Below are 18,718 nucleotides of genomic sequence, written 5' to 3'. Positions count from 1 at the left end.
GCCGATGTGCTTTATCGATGATGAGCGGTCGTCTTGGCGACCGTTACCGTTGCGTTGGTCTCGGGTACCTCTGTCATGGCGGCGCGCAGCGTCGTGCATTGCAGTCGCGCGTCGCGCGCCGCACGCAATACTGTCTCGAGTGCCTCGAGCACGACCGGCCGGCCTCGCACGTCGCGCGCGGCGTGACCGTCATGCAGCAGCAGGATGTCGCGCGGTGCGAGGCCGTGCAGCAGCCGCTTTGCGACGAGACCGGCATCGGATGTCCGGGTATCGAATCCGCGCCGCGTCCAACTCGCGAGCTGCAGGCCGAGCCGGCACAGCACGGGCTCGAGAAACGGGTTGCGCAGTCCGGCGGGCGCGCGGAAGAAGAGCGGCACCGTACCGCTCAACTCCGTCAGCGTGCGTTGGGCGGCATCGATCTCGCGTTGCAGGCCGCCCGGCCCAAGCAGCGAAAAATGATGCCGATGATGCTGGCTGTGGTTTTCGATGGCGTGTCCCTGCGTCGCAATCGCTTCGACGAGCGCGGGATGGCGGCGCGCGGTTTCGCCGATGCAGAAGAACGTCGCATGCGCTTCATAGCGATCGAGCAGCTCGAGCACGCGCGGCGTGACCTCGGGATCGGGGCCGTCGTCTATCGTGATCGCAATCTGCTGCCGGTCAGCGGCGGACTCGGGCAACGCGGTCCAGTTGGGTCCGAGCCACACGCTGCGCGGCCACAGCCCTGTGGCCGTCAGCACGGTATGAGAAAGCGCGACTGCGCCGGCCGCATAGGGCCAACACGCCGGTTGCACGGCCAGTGCCGTGACGGCGCCTGCGTGCAATGCGATCGTGCCGCCGACGAGCGGGGTGGGGCGCCAGCGGCGCGGGCTGCCGGCCTGCGAACCGGCAGGCGGTTGGACGAGCGGCAGTGGCGTTGGCTCGCTCATGCTGTCTTCCTTTGTCCCGGTTCATCGGTCGTTGCCCGCGACAATACCGTGTGCGGTGAGCGCGGCGCCAGAATCGCCGAAAAGAGCAGCGCCAGAATCGCGCCCGGCCCGACAGTGAGCCCGAACGATTCGAGCATCGGCACATGCGAGAGAGCCAGCAATCCGAATCCCGCGACAGTCGCCAGGTTGGCGATCAGCAGCGACGCAAGCGTCAGCGGTGCAACGGTCTGTGCGGCGGGGGACGTCCCGGTCGAATCGGCACGCGATGCATCGTTTCGTCGATTGAAAAACAGCGCATAGTTCGAGCCGATCGCGACAATCAGCAGCAGCCCGATCAAATGCAGGATCGTGAGCGGCTCATGGAACAGCGCGAACGCGGCCGTCACGACGAGCACGGCCGCGATCAACGGCACGAGCGTGCTGACGACGCGCCGCGGGGCGCGCAATGCGACGAACAGCAGCACGACAATTGCCGCGAATCCAGCCAGCGACAAACGAATGTCCTCGTACACGTAGTTCACGTAGAGGGCGTCGGCTTCTTTTTTGAGGTCGACGAAAAGCGCGCCTGCTACGCCGGCACTGGCGACGGCCGTTTGGATCGCATGCGCGTCGAGACTCGTCTCGTTCGCGGGCTGTGTTGCAGCGCCCGGCTTCGCGGGCGCGCGTAATGAAAGCATTGCTTGCCACTGGCCCTCGCGCTCGGTCAGCAGTGCGTCCACGGCCAGCCCCATCGACGTACCTCGCAGATCTTCGCGACGTAGAAGCGAAGCGTTGCGCGCTTTCTCGACATCGGCGATGAACGGGGCGAAAACGCCGGGCTTTACGCCGATAGTCTGGTTGACCACCGCCGAGCGCATGCGCGTTTCGAGCACGTCCGCCGGCGGAAGGCTCGCGAGCCGCGCGCGTTGAGTCGTGTCGCTCGGCAGATAGCGGGCCGGGCTGTCGAAGCCGGCGAGCGTGCCCGAGTCGACCAGCGGTTGCAGCCGCGCGGCAATTTTTTCTGCGCCTTCGAGCGCGGCCTGTTCGCTCGCGCCCGAGACGACAACCAGATAGCGGACATCGGGCGCCCCGACATCAGCCCGCAACGCCGCATCGAGCGCCTGGCTCGACGCGGGGACGGGGCTCAGCGACGACAGTTCGTGGCTCCACAACTGGCCGCGATGCAGCGCGAGGGCGGCCACTGCGCCGATCATCAGCGCCGCGAACGGCCAGCGCAGGCGAGCTGCCGCATCCGCCGCTCGAGCCAGCAAGGTGCCGAGACTCGAGAGATCGCGAACGGCCGGTGCGCGAGTGCCCAGGTGAGGCAGCACATAACGCGTCACCGCGGCGGCGGCCGCGAGGCCGACCATCGAATAGAGGCCCAGTTGCACGAGCCCCGGGAAGCCTGAGAACAGCATCGACGCGAAGCCGCAGACCGACGTCAACATGCCGAGCCGGATCGTCGGCCAATAACGGGCGATCCATGCGCGCATCGCATCGCCATTGCCCTCCGGCTTGTCATGCCGCGCCGATTGAATGAACAGATAGATGGAATAGTCGACGGCTTCGCCGATCAGCGTCGTGCCGAATCCGAGCGTGAGACCGTGCACGGTGCCGAACGCAAGGCTCACTGCCGCGAGGCCGGCAGCCACGCCCGACGCAACGGGAACGAGCCCGAGCGCCAGCGTGAGCGGGGAACGATAGACGAGCAACAGCAGCCCGACGATCAGCGCGAGACTGATGACGGACAGCTTCTCGACATCGTGTTTGATCGTATCGCGCGTTTCGACGGAGAAAACGCCGGGCCCCGTGAGCAGCAACCGGCATGACGATGCGGCTGGCTTGCCATGCGCGGCTGAGGCGAATGCCGCCCGCACGGCGGCGATCGCACTTTCCTGCGCGTCGGTGTCGGAGCCGGCGCCGGCCGTCTGCACGACGAGCAACGCACGTTTGCCGTCGCGCGAGGCCCATACGCCATCGGCGGAGGCCGGCTGTGCCTCGCCGTCGAACTGGCCGACGATGGCCGTCACCTCGCCCGTCGGGTCGCGCGGCAGCAGCGCTTTCGACATGAGCCCCGCCGAAGAACTCAGCAGATCGAGGCTCTCGCCAAGCGCACTGTGCAGCCCCTCGGCAGAGAACCGCTGCGGCGTGACTGCGGGGCTCAGTACATAGCGATGCTCGAAAACGAAGCGCTCGTCGCGCGCCTGCGTGACCGGCTCGCCGTTGTTCACGGAAACGAAGCGCGAATCGCGGCGCAGTGTGGCGGCAATGCCGCGCGAGAGTTCGGCGCGCGTGGCCGCATCGCCGCCAACGATTGCGACGATGATGAGCCGCGAGATGACGCCCTCGCGCAATTGGTCGACGAGCAAACGCTGCTGCGCGCTCGGCGCGCGCGGCAGGAATGCGGAAAGGTCGGCCGTGAAGTGGGCGCGTTGAATCGCGATCGCGCAGCCGATCAGAAACAGCAACCAGAGCTGCACCGCACGCCGGCGCAGTAGCGCGCGGCGAGGAGAACCGGAATCGGGTCGGTGCGCCATGGGGTCTCGCATCACTGTCTCGAAGCGTTGCGAAGCTGCATCACCGAATGATCGCCATCGGCTTGTTCGATCACGACGGTGCGCAGTGCATCGCGCGTGCCGTCGAGCTTGATCGTCTGCACCGTCTTCAGCATCCGGGAATCGAGCGGCGTCAGCGTCAAGGTCCAATCGTCTCCGCGGCCCCCGATGGAGACCTTGTAGAGCTGTTCGAGCACATAACGATTGCCGGCCAGCGTCGCGCGGATGCTTTCGATAAATGCCGCGAGCTCGGGGTAGTGCGCGAGCGAGACCGTGTACTTGCGCTGATTGCGATCGACCGTCAGTTTGTCGCCGTCGACCACGAGCCGCTCAGGCTTCGGACTCACCGTCACTTTCTCGAGGTGATCGGGCGCGACGAAGGCCAGCTCGCCCGTCGACTCGATGGGCTTGTCCGCGATCGCGAGATATTTCGTTTCGGTGAAGCTCGCGCGACCGGATTTGTTGTGTGCGAGCGTCGACATGAGCCGGTCGAGCGTCCATTGCGCCGTGCCGGCAGCCGCAGCCGCAGGCGCAGCCGTAGCCGCAGGCGTTGCCGCGGCCGTGGCAAGGGGCGCGGCGCTCAGACAGCACGTGGCGGCGGCCAGTATGGCGACGGCCCACGCCGCGTGCGCGTTAGCGCGCAAAGCGTTGAAGTCAGACGTTCGCCTCATGCGTCCACCTCGCTCGCCGATTGGGATGTGCACGGCAAGGTGGGCTCGCCGTCCTGCCAGAAATCGAAGAAGTTGAACCAGTTGTAGGGGGCGCGGCGGCAGTGCTGCTCGAGCAGTCCGACATACCGTTCGACCGCGGCTTGCACGCGCGCCGCGCGATCGCCGGCCCCGGCGTCCGAGAAATCGACGAGCCGTTCGAAGTGGATGTCGTAGCGGTTTCCGCCGCGATAAACCCCTGCCATGAAAATGACCGGGCGCTTGAGCATCGCGGCCATGCGCAACGGGCTCAGCGGAAATCCGACGCGGCCGTCGAGAAACGCGCACTGCTGCAGCGCGCTGTCGTCTTCTTGCCGCAGCGTTCGATCGGCGAGCATGCCGATCATCGCGCCGCTATCGAGATATTCGACGGCTTCGAGCATCGCTTCGGGCCGGCCGAGGCTGATGACGTCCTGCTTCACGGCGGGATTGACGGTCGCGAGCACTGCGTTGATATTGCGAGCGTTCTCCTCGTACATCATGATCGCGACACGCAGATTCGGGCGCGTGCGGCCGATCGCGCGCAGCGCCTCGAAGCTGCCGAAATGCGCTCCGACGAGAAACGCGCCGCGCCCTGCGGCAAGCGCGTCGTCGACGAGCGCACCGCCTTCGACGCGAATATCGAACAGATCGAACCGCTCGTTGAGCAGATAGATGCGGTCATGGATCGTCGTCGCGAAGACGAGCAGATGCCGGTAGATCTCGCGCCAACGCGCGGGGCGTCCCAGCACGCGCGCGAGGTAAGCGCGCGAGGCGCGGCGTGCGAGCGGCGCGGCCAGCAGGAAGTAAAACGTGATGCCGTGCAGGACGATGCGCGTCAACGGTCTGCCGAAGTGCAGCGAGAGCCACGTCATGATGCGCAGCACGGCGAAGTTTCCGCGCTCCTGGCGTTCGGCCCACGTCGAATGATCGCGGTTCGCTTTCGTACTCATGCCCGTTGCCGCCGTGTCAGCACACCGGCGGCTGCCGTGCGCTCGCCGGTGCGGATGGTGAAGTGGATCGCGCCGCGTTCGTCGCAGCTGAACGAGAGCGCGAGCGGTTCACCGGGCGAAGCAGGCGCGGTGAATTTCGCCGAGCCGATCGTGCATGCGTTCAACTCGCACCCGAGGGCCGCGCCGATCCGCGCGATCGCATGGTCGAGCAGTACGACCCCCGGTACGATCGGCCGGCCCGGAAAATGACCCGGCAACGCCGGATGATCGGCCGGAATCTCGAAGACGATCGGTTCGTGCTGGCCCTCGGCCGCACTCCGGGTGCTCGGCGGCGGTGCGTTTGCCTCGCTCGCGGGCGCTGCGCCGCGCTGCAGCAGCGCGGCCACGAACGGCGCCAGCGTATCGCGCGGGAGCTTGCCGGTGCCATTGCGCGGCAAACTGTCGACGAATAGCAGCGGGCGCGGCATGAATGCGGCATCGATCCGCTCGCGCAGATTGCGTTGCAGCTCGGCAGCCGAAAGCGTCGGTGCCACCACGAGCGCCATCAGCCGCGTGACAGGCGGACCGCCTTGCGTATCCGCGTCCAATCGGTCGGTCGCGGTTTCGTCGGGCATGAAGAAGGTGCCGTCGTCGACACCGGGAATCGCCATCAACTGATGATTGAGATAGGCGATCGAGGAGCGCTTGCCGGCGATGTTGATCAAATCGCCCTTGCGGCCGTGCAGCAGGAAGCGGGTTGCATCGATCAACTCCAGCGCATCGCCCATTTGTACCGGCGCCTCGACATGGCCTCCGGCCGCCCATACTTCGGGACCCTCGTCGCTGCCGGTCGCCGCGTCGCGCGCCGTCAAGGTGACTTCGGGGAAAAGCTCCCAGGCGGCGCTCTGCGCGGTGCGGCGCGTCGCAATCTGGCCCGTCTCCGTGCTGCCGTAAATTTCCATCAGCGGTGCGCCGAGGCGCGCTTCGGCTTGTCTCGCCAGTTTTTCCGAAAGCGGTGCCGTGGCCGAGAGAATCAGCGCGGCACCCGGCAACGCGGGCTCGGACGCGAGCAGCGCGCGAAGGTGGATCGGCGAGGTGACGAGCGCGCGCGGCGCCGGTACTGCTTCGAGTTCGCCGCGGATATCGTCGGGATAGAACGGCTGACCGTTGCTGAACGCGAGCCCGCCAATCAACGCGAGCAGCACCGTGGATTCGAACCCATACATATGCTGCGGCGGCACCGTGCCGACGAGCGTCGTGCCAGCCGCTTCGACGAGCCCGAGCCGCGCCGCGGCGGCGCGCACGTTCTTGACGAGAAATCCCCAGGTCTTGCGGTGCGGCACCGGCGCGCCGGTTGAGCCCGAAGTAAACACGTACGCCATAATGCGCGCGCTGTCGATCTGCGGCACGGCGATATCGTCGTACGTCGCCAGCGCTGCGCGCGGCGCGGCAGGGTAGCGAAAACGCGGCAGCTCGATCGTGCACTCTTCCATGTCGTGAAGGCAGAACGCGTCGGGGGCGAACGCTTGCAGTTGCCGCACGGTTTGCGGCGTGTAGGTCGAGGGCAGCAGGCTCACCTTTTCGGCGAGCAGCGTGGCGGCGAGGCCGACCGTGAAACGGTAGCGGTCCTTGCAGACATTGAACACATGCCGGCCCGCCGGCAGGGCGGCCGCAAGCGTCCCGACGTCGACGAGAAATTCACGTACCGTGACGCTCGCCCCATCGCGCCAGGCGATGGTCCGGTCGAGCGATACATGAGAGACCAACGGAAAACTCGGCATAACGTTGCTAGCAAATTGGCGTAAGCGGTAAGCGGGCGGCTCGCAGGCGATGCCTGGCCGACCTTTCCTGGACATTCATCGCTGCGCGGCGGGCCGCCCCGCGGTCGAGCGCCGATAAGCACGAATGCTCGCGACCATTCCCGAGCTCCGCACACCGGGCAGCGCGAACCGGCGGCATGCATGTTCCGCGATGAACATGAGCGCGGTCAGCGGCAGCGTCAGGTAGTTGGCGAAGGTCGACCAGATTTCGATCGTGACAGTCGCGAAAAGCAGCGTCGAGACAGCGACGACAAACGCGAAAAAGAGCGTCCAGGCAGCGGTGACCCGCCGCGTATAGACGGCGATTTCCGGCGCAAGCGGGTTGCCGCGCACGAGGGCGGCGAACTGCGTGCACAACGGCACGCGCCCTTGCACGAGCGTGCGGCCGAACAGGTACCCGAGCGCGCCGTTGAACAGCACGTGTTCGAGGAAAAGCCCCCACTCGTAATGGCGCACGAGCGCGCCCCGCGCGAGCCACAGCCCCGCGGCGGCAATGGCCACGAGCGGCAGCAACACGGCGCGCCGCGGCGAGCGTGCCGCGTAGCCGAGGGCGAGAACGAGCGCCGGCGCGAGCACGAGCGCAAGGCCGAGCGGCTCCAGGCCGGGCGTGCTGACGGCGCGATGCGCGCCGATCTCATAGCCGACGATGAGTGCGGCTCCGGCTGCGCCGCGAACGATTGATCGCAAACGGCTCATTCGACGCTCCCCGTGCTGCAGTACCTTGTGTTACGCGCGAATGAAACCCGGCGAAAAAAAATCAGTGCCATCCCGAATAAGACCCGCCGACGGCAACGCCCGCGAGTTTTGAGTCTGTCGCTTTGTGCGATCGATCATACGGAGTTCAGTGGGCGCCGGTGCTGCGTTTTGTAACTTTTTTGCAAGTCGATCACCGGCGGGCAGCGCCGGATTTTAGCGCACGTCGCCGCTCCGAACGAACAGGCGCCGTGCGCAACGGGGCCTCGTCCGGGGAGGCCGCCCGTTGCTCGGCTGCTTCATTCAGTAACCATTCGGGTATACGGCAGGAAACGCTTCGTCTAGAATCGCTCGAACCTGAAGGGACCCCTTAATCGGCCCGGATGGACCCCCCAATAAGCCGGAGCGGACCAACGACGCCGTGCCCGCTCGCCCAGCGCCGCGCGCCCGCCGTTTCAGGCTGCATCCTTGTTGTCAGCTCGCCGTAAGCATCATGAATGAATTGGAACAAGAGCTCGCCGGATTGATCATCGGCGAATTGAACCTCGAGGATATCAAGATCACCGACGTATCCGGCGACACGGTTTTGTACGGTGAAGGCTTTGGGCTCGATTCCATCGACATTCTCGAGATCGCGCTTCTCATCTCGAAAAAATACGGCTTCGGGCTCAGGTCGGACCATCCCGACAACACGAAGATCTTTTCGACGCTCGGTGCCTTGGCTGCCTACGTGGCCGAGCATCGTGTGCGTTGACCCGGTGCGCTTGCGATGAAAGCATTGGTGACGGGCGGCAGCGGTGCGCTGGGCCACGCGATCAGCGAGGCGCTCGCCGCCGCGGGCCATGAAGTCTGGGTGCACGGGCACCGCAACATGGCGGCCGCCGAGGCCGTCGTTGCGGGCATTGCGGCCTCGGGCGGCAACGCCCATGCGATCGGCTTCGATGTGACGAACGCCTCCGAATCGCTCGCGGCGCTCGAGCGCGTGCTCGAAAGCGGCCCGGTGCAGATCGTCGTCAACAACGCGGGCATCTACGACGATGCGCCCATGCCGGGCATGACGCAACAGCAGTGGCGCAGTGTCATCGACGTCACGCTGAACGGCTTTTTCAACGTCACGCAACCGCTCTTGATGCCGATGATCCGCACCCGCTGGGGCCGCATCGTCAATATCGCCTCGGTGACGGGGCTCGTCGGTAATCGCGGGCAAACGAACTATGCCGCGGCGAAGGCAGGGCTGATCGGCGCCACGAAATCGCTCGCCCTCGAACTCGCGTCGCGGCATATCACCGTGAACGCCGTGGCGCCCGGTATCATCGCGTCGCCGATGACCGAAACCGCCTTCCCGCCCGAGCGCATCAAGCAACTCGTGCCCGCCGGCAGGAGCGGCACGCCGCAGGAGGTCGCCGCGATGGTGGCCTATCTCGTCTCGGATGCCGCCGCCTATGTGACAGGGCAGGTCCTGTCGGTCAACGGCGGTATGGCTTGAGCAGGCCGGCTCGAGACACCGATATCGCACGAAATATCGCACGAACGAAGCGAAGGCCAAGCCCATGAATAATCCGCCGCACCTTGACGAGATGACCGAGTGGGACGTTGCCGTGATCGGCGGTGGCCCGGCGGGATCGACCGCCGCCACCTTGCTGGCCGATGCCGGCTATCGCGTGCAGCTCCTCGAAAAGGCGCGTCATCCGCGTTTTCACATCGGCGAATCGTTGCTGCCCGCGAACCTGCGTCTGTTCGAGCGGCTCGGGGTCGGCGAGGCCGTGCGCGACATCGGCATGATGAAGCCGGCCGCCGAATTCGTTTCGCCGTTCCACGACCAGCGGCTGCAGCGCTTCCCGTTCGCCGAGGCATGGGACAAATCCATGCCTTACGCCTACCAGGTGCGCCGTTCGGAACTGGATGAAATCCTGTTGCGCAACGCGGCGACGCATGGCGCCGATGTCGTCGAAGGTTGTCAGGTCCGCGACGTCGAGTTTCTCGCCGACCGCAGCGGCGCGATCGTGAGCGCGAAGCACGACGATGGGCGGCCGTATCGGTGCCGCGCGCGTTTCGTCGTCGACGCATCGGGCCGCGATACGCTGCTGGCCAATCGCATGCGCACGAAGCAGCGCAACAAGAAGCACAACAGCAGCGCGTTGTACGCGCACTTTCGCGGCGCGCAACGCCATGCCGGGGCGGACGAAGGCAACATCACCGTGTATTGGTTCGAGCACGGCTGGTTCTGGTTCATTCCGCTCGCCGACGGAGCGACGAGTATCGGTGCCGTCGTGTGGCCCTACTATCTGAAGCGGCGCGCGCCAGGCACCTCGCTCGAGACGTTTTTCCTCGAAACGATTGCGATGTGTGCGCCGCTCGCCAAGCGCCTCGAACACGCCGAGCTCGTGACCGGTGTGGAAGCGACCGGCAATTTTTCGTATTCGGGCGACGTGACGCACGGGCGCAATTTCCTGTTGCTCGGCGATGCGTTCGCGTTCATCGACCCGGTGTTCTCGTCCGGCGTCATGCTTGCAATGCAAAGCGCGTTCATGGGCGCCGAAGCGATCGATACGTGCCTGCGCGAACCGGCACGCGCGAGCGCGGCGCTCGCCGAATTCGATCGGCGCGTGCGTCATGGGCCGAAGCAATTCGCCTGGTTCATCTACCGGATGACCTCGCCGACGATGCGCAACCTGTTCATGAATCCGCGCAACATGTTCCGCGTGAAAGAGGCGCTGCTGTCGCTGCTCGCCGGCGATATCTTCGAGAGCACGCCGATCTGGCCGTCGCTGCGGGTGTTCAAGATCATCTATTACCTGTCGGCGCTGGCCGATGCGCGCAATTCGCTGCGTGCATGGCGTGCGCGCCGCCGCATGTTGCGGCAAGCCGACGATGCCCGCACGGCAGCGGGGTAGGTGGTCTCGATGCCGGTTCCGTTTTTGAAGCTCGTCCGACTCGAGGGCGCACGACTTGCGGCGATGCTGCAAGCCGAGCCCGCCCCTGCGCGAAACGAGGCGTTCGAGCGCGCATTTCCGGGCGCGCTGGGTGCCGCATGCTTCGGGGATCCGGCGCAATGGGCGAGCTTCGCCGAGGCGGCGCCTCATCTTCCGCTCGCGCCGGCTCATATGGCGAGGCTCGTTCCCGCTTCGGAGTCCGCGCACGAGCGCAGCGATACCTGTTTCGAAATCTGGCAGTGCGATGCCGCCGATCTCGCGAACGGCCGCCACGGTCCGCTCCACTACCGGTTCAGCGAATCGGCCGGCATCGTGTTCGGCAGCGTCGAAGTGTACGAGCAAGCGCACGCAGATGTGCCGCAGGCGAGCGGCGAGACCCCACTCGAACGCGCCACCTATGCGGCTTACGAGGCGATCTTCAGCGTGCTCGATGCGCTCGACATGCGGCATCCGCTGAGAATCTGGAACGTCGTGCCCGCAATCAACGCGCATCAGTTCGGCAGCGAGCGCTATCGCCAGTTCAACACCGGGCGGCAGCGGGCGTTCAAGGCCTGCGGGCGCCCCGTCATCGATAGCGTGCCGGCCGCAAGCGCACTCGGCAGCGCGGCCGGCATTGTCGGCGATGCGGCGCCCGCGACGCCGTTGTCGGTGTCGTTCCTGGCGTCGCGCTCGCCCAACCGTGCGATTGAAAATCCCCGGCAAATCAGCGCTTACCGTTATCCGGCTCGCTACGGCCCGAGCGCGCCGACGTTCGCGCGCGCGGCCGCATGGCGCAGCCCTGCCGACCCCGATGGGGAATCGGCCCTGTTCATTTCGGGCACCGCGAGCATCGTGGGACACGAAACGGCTCATCGCGGAGATGTCATCGCGCAGTTGCGCGAGACGCTCGTCAACATCGAAACCGTGCTCGAGGAAGCCGCACGCCAAACCCGGGACACAACGGCACTGGCCGAGCTGACCTACAAGGTCTATGTGCGCGACGCGAACGATGCGCAGGCGCTTGCCGCCATCGACGAGGTGTTGCGCGCGCGGTGCGGTTCGTCGTTGCGTGTGCTCTATCTGCGCGCCGACGTTTGCCGCGCGGACTTGCTGCTCGAGATCGAGGCGAGCGGCGGCCATCCTGTCGAGGTATTCGCGTGAGCTACGCCGGACCTCCGTCGACCGAACGCGTCGGCATCGACCCGGTATTGCGCGGGCTCGCGGCGCTGCGTCAGTACGCGGTCTTCTACTTCGGTCTGCTGCTGCTCGCGATCGCCTGCCTGGGCTGGCTGCCGTTTGCCGCTCTGTTGCGGGTGCTGCTGCCGCGACATGTCGCGCGCACGCTGGGGCGCGCGGTCATCCAACATGTCTGGCGGCTCTACTTTCATGCGCTTTCGGCGCTCGGCGCGGCGCATTTCGATCTGTCCGAGCTCGCGACGCTGCGCGGCAAGCCGGCGATGATCCTTGCGCCCAACCATCCGACGCTGATCGACGCAATGCTGATCGCGTCCTGCGTGCCGCGCGTGTGCTGTGTGATGAAGGGCGACATCGCCGACAACGTGTTCCTGGGTGCCGGCGCGCGTCTTGCCGACTACATCGTGAACGATGCGCCGAAGGGAATGATCAAGGCCGCCGTCGACGATTTGCGGCGCGGCCATCCGCTGCTGTTGTTTCCCGAAGGCACGCGCACCGACTCGCCGCCCGTCAATCAGTTGAAGGCCGGCATCGGGCTCGTTGCCGCACGGGCGAGCGTTCCGGTGCAGACGCTCATCGTGGAGGCCGGCTCGCCGTTTCTCGCGAAGGGATGGCATATCTTGCGCAAGCCGGTGCTGCCGCTGACCTACCGGGTGCGAATCGGCCGCTGCTTTGCGCCGCCGCAAGCGAATCCGGACGCGGTGCGCAGCTTTGTCGCGCAGTTGCACGCGTATTACGAGGCCGAACTCGCGAACGATTCGCCCGCGGGCTGATCGATGCCGCGCACCCCCGCACGCTCATGCCGATGACCCTTGCCTCGACCACGCATCTCGTCCTGATCCCGAGCTACAACCCGGGAGAGAAGGTCTACGACACGGTGCGGCGCGCGCGCGAGCAGTGGAATCCGGTCTGGATCGTCGTGGACGGGAGCACCGACGGCAGCGCCGCGCGCCTTCAGGCCATGGCCGAGCAGGACCCGGGCTTGCGGGTCATCGTCTTGCCGCGCAACGGGGGCAAGGGCGGCGCTGTGCTCGCCGGGCTCGACGCAGCCGCCGCACAAGGCTTTACGCACGTGCTCACGATGGATTCGGACGGGCAGCATCCGGCCGAGCTGATCGGCCGCTTCATGACTGCCTCGACGGCGCGCCCCGAATGTATGGTGCTCGGACGGCCGTTGTTCGACGAAACCGCGCCGCGCATCCGCGTGCTCGGTCGCCAACTCTCGAATTTCTGGGCGAACGTCGAAACGCTGTGGGCCGGCGTCGGCGATTCGCTTTATGGGTTTCGCGTCTATCCCGTCGCACCGCTGCGCGCGCTGATGCACGCCCAGCGCTGGATGCGGCGCTTCGATTTCGATCCCGAGGCGGCGGTACGGCTTTGCTGGCGCGGCGTCGCACCGATCAACATCGACGCGCCCGTGCGCTATTTCAAGCGTGAGGAAGGTGGCGTCTCGCACTTTCACTATTGCCGCGATAACGCGCTGCTGAGCTGGATGCATGCGCGCTTGCTCGTGGGTTTCGTGCTGCGCTTGCCGCTGCTCGTCGTGCGTCGTTTATTCCGGCTCGGCCGGTAGACTGCGCGCGAGCGCCTTTGTTCGACACGCTGCTCGATCCGGACAGCGTCGATTTTCAGCTTTACGCCATAGGATGCCGATGGACCGGAATCGAGTAGCGCAGGATGCCGCATCGCGCGGGCTGACCTTTTATCGCCCGGCGGCGTTCTGGCTCGGCGTCATCGCCGTCATCGCCGGTGTGCTCGCGCATTTGCCGATGTATCTGATGGGCCGGCATATCGGCTATCGGCTCGTCGGTATGCCGATGGATGCGACGATGGTGGCCGGCATGGCCGCGATCATCGTAGGCCTCGCCGTCAGTCTGTATGGGTTGGTTCCTCCCGCGGCGGCCGGCGAAGCTCGCGTAGGCTCGAGGATTCGAGTGGCCGCGCTCGACGATGTGCCGCTCGGGCCGGCGCATTACCGCTTGCTGCTCGCAATGGCATTGGCGGTGACAATCGACGTCATGAAGCCGACGGCCTTGGCCTTCGTCATGCCCGGTATGGCGCTGGAATACGGGCTCAAGTCGCCGCTCGTACCGACCGGCACGACTCCGGTCGTCTGGATCGCGCTCGCTTCGGCGACGGGAACCGTATGCGGCTCGTTCCTATGGGGATGGCTGGGCGACAAGATCGGGAGGCGCGCATCGATTCTCTATGCGGGCATAGCATTCATGGGGACGTCGATCTGCGGTGCGATGCCGAGCTTCGGGTGGAACCTCGTCATGTGCTTCGTCATGGGGCTTGCGGTGGGCGGGATGCTGCCGATTTGCTATGCGCTGCTGGCTGAAACGATCCCCGCTCGCCATCGCGGCTGGGTCATGATCCTGATCGGCGGGGACATCGCGGGCGCTTATGTATTGACGAGTTGGCTGTCCGCCGCATTGGTGCCGCTTTTCAGCTGGCGCATTCTCTGGCTGATCGGATTGCCCACGGGTGCGCTCTTCATCGTGCTCAATCGATGGATGCCGGAGTCTCCGCGGTTCTTGCTTCGTCATGGGCGCGAGCGCGAAGCGCGCATCGTCATGGCGCGCTATGGTGCCGCGATCGTCGAAAGCGAAGCGATGCCGCCGTCCGCGGCGCGACCGACCGATGGGTGGCGCGAGCTCGTGAGTCCTCGGCTTCGCTCGAGCACTGGCGTCATCGGTTGTCTGGCAATCAGCTCGGGGCTGGTTCTATTCGGTTTCAACCTCTGGATTCCCACGAATTTGCGCATGCTCGGTTTCACGCAGCCCGATGCCCTGCTGCGCAATGCCGCATTGATGGGTTTTCCCCTGACTTTCGTCGTGGCCTGGATGTATGGATTCTGGAGCAGCAAGAAGACCATCGTCGTGTTGACGTCGTTGACGGCCGCTGCCTTGTTCGGATTCGCATTGGCCCCGGACTTCGTGGTCCGGCATCGCAGTTTGCTTTATTTGCTGCTGACCGTGCCTATCTGGGGAATCAGCTCCGTCGTGGCGGTGCTCTCGGTCTATAGCGCCGAGATTTATCCGACCGTCGTGCGATCGCGCGGAACCGGCTATGCCGCCGGTGCCAGCAAGGCGGGTGGCGTGGCGATCATTGCGTCGACCGCGGCGGGATTTGCGGCACCCTCGATCGCGAACATCGCGCTGGTGGGGGCCGTTTCGATGACGCTGAGCGCCGTCTTGACGTTCGCCTGTGCTATCGAGACGCGAAAACTACGTCTGGAAGACATCCATCGGACGCAGTCGACGACCGCGGCATAGCGGGCGTCGTTCGTTCCGTCGAGCCCGAGCCGACCGTCCGCCTGGCGGCGCGGCTAACGCACCAGCGACACGACGTTCGAGAACGGCTTGTCCGAGGCGGCGCCGAATGCGTACTGCGAGCGACCGGCCCGCTTCGCGCGATACATCGCGCTGTCGGCAACATCGAGCAACTCGAGGCCCGTGCTCGCGCGATCGGGGATGGTCGTGATCCCGATGCTCACCCCGATCGCGAACCGGCCCCCGTACTCGCGTTCCCCGGTCGCGCTCACGCATGCGATCAGCCGTTGCGCGAGCGCCCTGAGCTGCGCGTCATCCGCATTGCGCCGCGTGAGCACGACGAACTCGTCGCCGCCCACGCGCGCCAGCAGATCGTCCTCGTCGATCGTCGCGCGCAACGCGCGCGCGAGTTCGCAGAGCAACGCATCGCCCGCGGCATGACCGAGCGTATCGTTCACCGGTTTGAAACCATCGATATCGAGATAGAGTAGGGTAGCCCTGACGCCTTCCTGGGCGCACTCGATCGTCAACGCATCGAGCGCGTTCAGCAAATGGCGGCGGTTCGGCAAGTCGGTCAGAGCATCGTGCGTGGCCTGTTCAGTCAGCAAGATCGAAGCATCGCGCGCACTCGCGAACGCACGACGCTGCACGAAAGCCGCATAGCCGATGAGGCCGCATACGAGTGCCGCAATCGCTGCCAGCGCCGCGCTTTCGAAGATCACGCGGGTATGCGCATCACGTGTCGCCAAGCTGCGGCGGTATCTCCACCGGTCCAGCAAGATCTCGAGATCGCGGCGCAGTGCATCCATGATGCCTTTGCCTTCATCGGTCCGGACGAAGGCGAGTGCGGCTTCGCGATTGCCGGATTGAGCCAGACCGATCGTGCGTGCGAGCTCCATGACTTTTTCCGACTTGGCACGCTCGATCTTGCGGACGAGGTCGACCGAATCCGGGTCCGCGGCTACGGCTTGGCGCAGTTTGGGCATCATGTCGTCGAGGTCGTCCACGCCCTGGCGGTACGGTTCGAGATAAGCGCTGCCGCCTGTGAGCAGGTAGCCACGCTGGCCCGTCTCCGCGTTTTCGAGGTCGTGCAATACCTGGTTGCCGGCCAGCAGCACGGCGAACGCTTCTTCATCGTTCGCGTTGTCTTCGACGATGAGGCGCGCCTCGTAGATGAACAGCGCCGCTGCCGCGACCAGGCCCGCCACGAGAAAAACGTAGAGTCCGAGAAACCGGTCGCGGTCCGCTTCCGCGGACCGGAGCATGCGTCGATGCAACTCGCCTCCTCGTACTACCGTTTCGTCTGATGTGCGCAAGACGCGCGTTTCGCCTTGCCCATGCTTGCCGGCCGGCGTGTCCTCTCGGCAGCCGGTCGTTGCGCGGCATGCTTACGTCACCTATAACGGTCGCGCGGGCGTCGACTTTAGGTCTGCGATGCAAAATCCGTCGCGCCGCGGTCATCGACGCCACGCCCCGGCCGACGCGCCGCGCGGTTGCCACCAGAACCGGCCGGTGCTGAGGTTCGGATCGTTGATCGCGAGGTAGGTCGTGCTCCAGAGTTGGGCCGCATTGGCTTCCGTCGCGTCGGCGGCATGCGTGCCGAAGGCTTCGGGCTGATAGCCACCGTTCACATAGGACCAGGTCCACATCTCCGAGGCTCGCATGGAAGCGGCGTTGGAGATGACCTGCCAGACGCGCAGCCGGGCGCTCGAGAGCAAGGTGCGCGTATCGGCCGACAGGTCCTGGCGCCCGAGTTGCCGATCGAGACCGGCCACCCACATGGCTTGCTGCCAGGACCAGACGACAGTGCCGTGGTACGCCGCGTTCGTAAAGCGCGTCCAGAGCGACGAGTTCGCATACGCGGCGTTGGCGATCAGCAAACCGGCATCGGTGACGAGCCCGGTGGGGAACGGCTGAACGGCGGCGGACACGATGCGTTGCAACGTGTCTTCCGACGGCGTGCCGAACAGCAGCGCGAAGCCGCCATCGGAGTTCATGATCGGGATCGGGTGGCCCTGCTCGTCGAGCGAGACGGCGTAGAACGACAGCGTCGAAGTGGGCAAGGTGCCGGTCGGCACGCCGGCTTGCGCGGCATAAGCCGGCAATTGTGCTGCCGCTTGCGCGGGCGTGACATTCACCTGAAAGAACGGCGGCGCGGCCGATTCCCAGACCGACGCCTGCTGCGCGGCATCGGCAAGCGCCGCGCGCGCATCGCCGGAGAGGTACGGGTCGAGCAACCCGCTATCGACGAAGCGGCTCGCCGCGCGAAGCGCGGCCGGAACGAGCACGGCGTTGACATCGTAGGGATAGACGCCGCCGCCCAGCCCGTCGGTGCTGTCGCGCCAGTTGCCGACGATCTGCCCGGCGCGCAGATGGATCAGGTTCGATGCGATGCTTTGCTGCGTGAACGCCCGCGCGGTGTTTGCGACGCGCAGCAGGTTGGTCACGAAACGGCTGCCGTTCGTTTGTCCGTTGCTTTCGGTCTGGGCGAGGTAAGCCGCCGCCCGCGCGGCGCCGCGCGGATCGTCGATGAGCCACGCCGCCATGATCGGCGCGAGCATGTAGTCCCCGTCGATCATCTTGTAGTCGTAGCTCGGTGCGGCATCGCTGGAACGGCCATTCTTGCGATTGTCGATGACGGCAAACTCGCCGATTCCCTCCTCGTGCGCCACCATACCGTCCGCAGAAAGACGGCTCAGCACGGAAGTGAGACCTGCTTCGATCGCCGTCGGCTGCAGAACAGGCATCAACATGCGCACGGAGATCAGCGTGTCGCGGCCGAAGTAGGTGTCGTACTGCCACGAGCCTGCGAGCAGCTTGTCCTGATAGCTCAGGAACTCGACGACGTTCTGGCTCTGCGTATCGGGATTCACCGCATTATTGAAAAGGCTCGCATGGGTAATCGGTGTAAGCGGTGTTTCGCCCGTGAGCGCTTGAATCTGCAAATGAAGCGCGGTGCTTCCATTCGCAGCCTGCAGCACGAGCGCACCGCTCGCGTTCGTCGACACCGTGCCGCCGGTCACCGTCACGGTGAGCGCATAGCCGGGCGCGCCGTCGGCCCGAGGCCGCTGCCAGCGAATCGTGTTGTTCTGCACGAACGGCGGCGTCACGATCTCGGGCGGCACGGAGTTACCGCCATTGAAGTCGCGCAGAAAGCGCACCGAACTCAGCAGCGCCTGCCGGATCGAGAGCGTTGTCGTGTCGACCGATACGTTCGCGGTGATGCCCTGGAGCGTGCGACCGAGCAGATCGTGGCCGACACTCGGCGCGATGGGCGTATCGAGGCTCCAGTTGACGGGTCGAGCCGTGTCGTCGAACCAGAGCCCGGTGCCGCTGTTGCCGGCCGGAAACACGACGAGCAGTCGCGGCCGTGCCGACGAGCGCATCAACAAATGCGCGGCCACGCTGCCTTCGCGGTAAAACGCGTTGAGCTGGCCACCCGCGTTCATCTGGAATGCGAGTGCCGCGGTACTGCCCGGCTGTGAGGCGCTGTCGCTGCTGCCGCCCGAGCAGCCCGCCATCAGGACCGCCAGCAACATGAGCCAACCGGCTATATGAGCTCGAATCGTTCTCGCATTCACGAGCGCCTCCTTTTATTTTTTGTTGATCGAATTCGATGTTGTCGGCCCTGCTCGTAGCAAATGCGGTGCCGTGCAGTACAAAGAAGGAGATCAATGGCGCGAGATAATGCGTTGAGAGCAACTTGCGGAAAGAAAAATCCTTGGCATATCGAGAGAGAAACTTCA

15 protein-coding genes are annotated in these 18,718 nt (G+C 65.5%); 7 read left to right on the top strand and 8 right to left on the bottom strand.

Annotated features, from left to right (window positions below):
* Positions 1 to 11: 11 nt before the first annotated feature.
* The 6 genes from ACR9ZC_RS25840 to ACR9ZC_RS25815 form a co-directional block, all read right to left on the bottom strand.
* Positions 12 to 926: a polysaccharide deacetylase family protein gene (locus ACR9ZC_RS25840; protein ID WP_481582440.1), complete on the bottom strand. Its 915-nt coding sequence runs from the start codon at positions 924 to 926 to the stop codon at positions 12 to 14.
* On the bottom strand, positions 923 to 3,442 hold the full coding sequence (locus ACR9ZC_RS25835; RefSeq protein WP_481582439.1) for an MMPL family transporter: 2,520 nt from the start codon (positions 3,440 to 3,442) through the stop codon (positions 923 to 925). Before ACR9ZC_RS25835 ends, ACR9ZC_RS25840 begins: the two co-directional genes overlap by 4 nt.
* Positions 3,443 to 3,453: 11 nt before the next feature.
* Positions 3,454 to 4,131 (bottom strand): outer membrane lipoprotein carrier protein LolA, encoded by a 678-nt coding sequence (locus ACR9ZC_RS25830; protein ID WP_481582438.1) that lies wholly within the window; start codon positions 4,129 to 4,131, stop codon positions 3,454 to 3,456.
* Positions 4,128 to 5,099, bottom strand: a complete 972-nt coding sequence (locus ACR9ZC_RS25825; protein WP_481582437.1) for an LpxL/LpxP family acyltransferase — start codon at positions 5,097 to 5,099, stop codon at positions 4,128 to 4,130. The genes ACR9ZC_RS25830 and ACR9ZC_RS25825 overlap by 4 nt, the downstream gene beginning before the upstream one ends.
* Positions 5,096 to 6,859 (bottom strand): AMP-binding protein, encoded by a 1,764-nt coding sequence (locus ACR9ZC_RS25820; RefSeq protein ID WP_481582436.1) that lies wholly within the window; start codon positions 6,857 to 6,859, stop codon positions 5,096 to 5,098. Before ACR9ZC_RS25820 ends, ACR9ZC_RS25825 begins: the two co-directional genes overlap by 4 nt.
* Before the next feature lie 75 nt (positions 6,860 to 6,934).
* Positions 6,935 to 7,594: a COG4648 family protein gene (locus ACR9ZC_RS25815; protein WP_481582435.1), complete on the bottom strand. Its 660-nt coding sequence runs from the start codon at positions 7,592 to 7,594 to the stop codon at positions 6,935 to 6,937.
* 490 nt (positions 7,595 to 8,084) lie between these two features.
* Between ACR9ZC_RS25815 and ACR9ZC_RS25810 the strand changes: the two genes are divergently transcribed.
* The 7 genes from ACR9ZC_RS25810 (at position 8,085) to ACR9ZC_RS25780 (ending at position 14,975) form a co-directional block, all read left to right on the top strand.
* A complete protein-coding gene (locus ACR9ZC_RS25810; protein ID WP_481582434.1) occupies positions 8,085 to 8,345 on the top strand; it encodes a phosphopantetheine-binding protein in 261 nt (86 codons plus the stop codon).
* A 15-nt stretch (positions 8,346 to 8,360) separates the two neighbouring features.
* Positions 8,361 to 9,077 carry a 3-oxoacyl-ACP reductase FabG gene (gene fabG, locus ACR9ZC_RS25805; RefSeq protein ID WP_481582433.1) on the top strand — a complete coding sequence of 239 codons (717 nt, stop codon included), beginning with the start codon at positions 8,361 to 8,363 and terminating at the stop codon, positions 9,075 to 9,077.
* Positions 9,078 to 9,141: 64 nt separating this feature from the next.
* On the top strand, positions 9,142 to 10,485 hold the full coding sequence (locus tag ACR9ZC_RS25800; RefSeq protein ID WP_481582432.1) for an NAD(P)/FAD-dependent oxidoreductase: 1,344 nt from the start codon (positions 9,142 to 9,144) through the stop codon (positions 10,483 to 10,485).
* Positions 10,486 to 10,494: 9 nt separating this feature from the next.
* The gene (locus tag ACR9ZC_RS25795) at positions 10,495 to 11,664 is read left to right on the top strand and encodes a chorismate transformation FkbO/Hyg5 family protein (protein WP_481582431.1); all 1,170 of its coding nucleotides are present in this window, start codon (positions 10,495 to 10,497) and stop codon (positions 11,662 to 11,664) included.
* Entirely contained in the window at positions 11,661 to 12,470 is an 810-nt protein-coding gene (locus ACR9ZC_RS25790; protein WP_481582430.1) for a lysophospholipid acyltransferase family protein, read from the top strand. Before ACR9ZC_RS25795 ends, ACR9ZC_RS25790 begins: the two co-directional genes overlap by 4 nt.
* Before the next feature lie 26 nt (positions 12,471 to 12,496).
* Positions 12,497 to 13,270: a glycosyltransferase family 2 protein gene (locus tag ACR9ZC_RS25785; protein ID WP_481582429.1), complete on the top strand. Its 774-nt coding sequence runs from the start codon at positions 12,497 to 12,499 to the stop codon at positions 13,268 to 13,270.
* 79 nt (positions 13,271 to 13,349) lie between these two features.
* Positions 13,350 to 14,975 carry an MFS transporter gene (locus ACR9ZC_RS25780; protein ID WP_481582428.1) on the top strand — a complete coding sequence of 542 codons (1,626 nt, stop codon included), beginning with the start codon at positions 13,350 to 13,352 and terminating at the stop codon, positions 14,973 to 14,975.
* Between the two features lie 53 nt (positions 14,976 to 15,028).
* Here the strand turns inward: ACR9ZC_RS25780 and ACR9ZC_RS25775 are convergent, their stop codons facing one another.
* Positions 15,029 to 16,237 (bottom strand): diguanylate cyclase, encoded by a 1,209-nt coding sequence (locus ACR9ZC_RS25775; RefSeq protein ID WP_481582427.1) that lies wholly within the window; start codon positions 16,235 to 16,237, stop codon positions 15,029 to 15,031.
* Positions 16,238 to 16,429: 192 nt separating this feature from the next.
* The gene (locus ACR9ZC_RS25770; protein ID WP_481582776.1) at positions 16,430 to 18,511 is read right to left on the bottom strand and encodes a hypothetical protein; all 2,082 of its coding nucleotides are present in this window, start codon (positions 18,509 to 18,511) and stop codon (positions 16,430 to 16,432) included.
* Positions 18,512 to 18,718 lie beyond the last annotated feature (207 nt).

It is taken from the genome of Trinickia sp. HAY1-2D, assembly GCF_056754935.1.
The sequence above is the reverse complement of the archived record's forward strand: the minus strand, read 5'-3'. Positions and strand labels throughout refer to the sequence as shown.